This is a genomic window from Micromonospora sp. MH33, from assembly GCF_003013775.1.
GTDB lineage: Bacteria > Actinomycetota > Actinomycetes > Mycobacteriales > Micromonosporaceae > Micromonospora > Micromonospora fulviviridis.
The window spans coordinates 1-3,252 of the sequence record NZ_MUYZ01000477.1; the positions used below are offsets into that span (position 1 = coordinate 1).

Here is a 3,252-nt window from a genome sequence, read left to right on the forward strand (position 1 = left end):
GGGCGGCATCCCCGGCATGGTCGGCGGCGGCAACGGCAAGGTGCCGCCGATGACCAGCGCGGCCAGCGCGTTGCGCAACGCGACCGGCGCGGGCGCGGGTGGCGCGCGCGGCGCGGGAATGATGGGCGGCGGCATGATGGGCGGGCACGGCGGCGCCGGGCACGGCGGCTCCGGCAGCGAGCACTCGTCGTGGTTGACTGAGGACGACGATCCGTGGGGCAGCGGTGACGCCGCGTCCCCGGGCATCCTGCGCTGAGGACGGACGGATGAGGTTGCACGTGGGCGCGCTCCGGCCGGTCGCGGCCGGCCTGCTGGCGGGGCTCATGGTGCTGGGGGCCGCCCAACCGGCGGCCGCCGCGCCGCGACGGGCCGAGCAGTGGTACCTGGACGAGTTGCGGATCGACCAGGCGCACCGGCTCTCGACCGGGCGCGGGGTGGTCGTGGCCGTGGTGGACAGCGGTGTCGACGCCACCCACCCGGAGCTCGCCGGTCAGGTGCTGCCCGGTGGCCGCAGCTACGGCGCCGCCGGGGACGGACGCTCCGACGCGGACGGCCACGGCACCCACATGGCCGGCATCATCGCGGCGAAGAACGCCGGTCCGGACGGGGTGACCGGCATCGCGCCGGGCGTACGGATCCTGCCGATCAAGACGAAGCCGGGCGACGGGGAGGTCAGCGAGGCGGCGTCGGCGCAGGGCATCCGGATGGCCGTCGACGGCGGCGCCAAGGTGGTCAACCTGTCCTACGGCGCCATGGGCGCGGCGTCCGCCGAGGAGGAGTCCGCGATCCGGTACGCCCTGGACAAGGACGTGGTCGTGGTGGCCGGGGCCGGCAACACCGCCCGCGGTCACGACGGCATCATCAACCCGGCCAACGTCCGCGGGGTGATCGCGGTGACCGGCACCACCAGGGGTGGGCGGTTCTGGTCCGGCTCGACGCAGGGGCCCGAGGCCGTGGTGTCCGCCCCGGCCGACGGCATCTACAACGCCGGCCCGGACCACGGCTACGGCTGGGGTGACGGGACCTCCGACGCCACCGCGATCGTCTCCGGCATCGCGGCGCTGGTCCGGTCGAGGTACCCGGACCTCTCCGCCCCCGACGTGATCAACCGGATCATCCGGACCGCCCGGGACGCCGGCCCACCCGGCCGTGACCCGCAGTACGGCTTCGGCCGCGTCGACCCGGTGGCGGCGCTGACCGCCAAGGTGCCGGCGGTCTCGGCGAACCCGCTGCTCGAGCCGGCCGCGGCCAGCCCGGCCCCGCCGCAGGCGGCCGAGGACGACGACTTCGACGTCACCGAGCACGGCGACCGCGGCGGTCCCACGGACCAGCAGGTCATGATCATCGGCATCGGTATCGCCGTGGCACTGGTGGTGCTGGTGGCGCTGGTGGTCTTCCTGATCTGGAACCGGCGCCGCTACCGCCGCGAGGCGGCCCGGGCGGCCGACGTACCGGACGAACTGCTCGACCAGGGCGCCGGGGGTGGTTACGGCACCCCGCCCGTCCCGGCCGGCTACCACGCGCCGGGCGCGCCGGGCGGTCATGCCCCGCCGGGCGCCAACCCGTACGCCCCGCCGCCCGGTCACGTTCCGCCGCCACCGGGGTCCTACCCGCCACCGGGCGGGAACCGGTCCTGAAACCGTGGTGGCCGGCCGGGTGACCTGCGTGTCACCGGCCGGCCACCGTCGTCTCCGGGCGGCGCGGAATCCCTCGCTGACCGGTTCCGACCGGTTCGTTCGGCCGCTCGCGCCGCCCCGGCTGCGGGCCGTGCCGGCCGCTGCGCCAGGATGGGACGGACACGCAGGTACAGCCGAGGAGCTCACGATCGCCAGAAAGCCTCAACCCGAGGGCGGCCAGGCGCCGGTCGTCCAGCGGGTCCGGATCCGGTACGCCAAGCGTGGACCGCTGCGGTTCACCTCGCACCGGGACTTCGCCCGGGCCTTCGAGCGCGCGCTGCGCCGGGCCGGCGTGCCGATCGCCTACTCCCAGGGTTTCACCCCGCACCCGAAGATCTCGTACGCCTCCGCCGCCCCGACCGGCGTGGCCAGCGAGGCGGAGTACCTGGAGATCGGCCTGCGCGAGCCGGTCGACCCGGCGCAGCTGCGGGCGGCCCTGGACGCCGCCCTGTCGCCCGGGCTCGACGTGCTGGACGCGGTGGAGGCCACCGGCGGCAGCCTGGCCGACCGGATCGAGGCGTCCCGCTGGCGGATCGAGCTGCCCGAGGTCGACCCGGCCGCGCTGGAGCGGGCGGTGAGCGCGTTCACCGCCGCCGAGGAGATCCAGGTCGAGCGGATGACCAAGCAGGGGCGGCGCACCTTCGACGCCCGTGCCGCGGTCATCGCCATCGATACGCTGCCGCCGTCCGAGACGCCTTCCGGAGCGACGGCCGTACCGTGTGCGATACTCGAACTGGTCGTGCGGCAGGTCACCCCGTCCGTGCGACCCGATGACGTCCTTTCCGGCCTCCGCGTGGTGGCCGACCTGGAGCCGCCGGTCTCCCCGAGGGTGATCCGGCTGGCGCAGGGCACGCTGACCGCGCTGGGCGAGATCGTGGATCCGTTGGACGCGGATCGCGACGGGGCAGCCATCGGAGAGCGCTGACCGACGGTCAGCGTTCTGGCAGGCAGACTTCGGCGGTCGCGCACCTGCGCGCCCGGCGGAAACACCTTTTGCGGCGACCCTGCGTGGCAGCGCTCACCCGCGCCCGGGGCAGCCAGAACTGGAGAACGTCCATGCTCGAGAACGAGCCCGAGGGCGGCGAACGGACCGGCGCAGAGCCGGCCGAGGCGACCGCCAGCAGCAGCACCGACAGCACCGCCGAGGCAAAGCCGCCGGCCCGCAAGCGGGCCAGCCGCCGCAAGGCCGCTCCGCTGAACCAGCCGGAGCAGACCGACGCGCCGGTGGAGGCGTCGACGGCGGCGACCGGCAGTGGCGAGTCGCCGCAGGCCGAGGTGTTCGCCCCGATCGCCGGGGAACTGGAGGCCGCGCCGAAGACCCGGCGGCGGCGCAAGGCGACCCCAGCCAAGGCGGTCGAGGAGCCGGTGGCCGCGGCCGGGGTGGAGGCTGCCTCCGACGAGGTGGTGCCGCCGGTCAAGGTGACCCGTACCCGCCGCCGCAAGACCACCCCGCCGCCCGTCGAGGCCCCGGCGGACGAGTCGCCGACCGAGGCGCCCGCCGAGGCCGCCGGGCCGACGGTCGAGCCGCACGCGGTCGCCGAGCCGCAGGTCGACACGGAGCCGCCCGCCGCACCGG

2 protein-coding genes and 2 pseudogenes are annotated in these 3,252 nt (G+C 75.7%); all 4 read left to right on the forward strand.

The annotated features are described in order from the left end of the window. Window positions 1–256 (forward strand): annotated as a pseudogene (locus tag B0E53_RS34640) (hypothetical protein); the annotation flags it as partial. Window positions 257–266: 10 nt separating this feature from the next. Next, entirely contained in the window at window positions 267–1,637 is a 1,371-nt protein-coding gene (gene mycP, locus B0E53_RS34645) for a type VII secretion-associated serine protease mycosin (protein ID WP_107079742.1), read from the forward strand. Window positions 1,638–1,881: 244 nt separating this feature from the next. Further along, complete coding sequence (locus B0E53_RS34650; RefSeq protein WP_107079743.1) at window positions 1,882–2,601, forward strand: TIGR03936 family radical SAM-associated protein; 720 nt, start codon at window positions 1,882–1,884, stop codon at window positions 2,599–2,601. 131 nt (window positions 2,602–2,732) lie between these two features. Beyond that, window positions 2,733–3,252: pseudogene (locus B0E53_RS34655) on the forward strand (ribonuclease E/G); the annotation flags it as partial.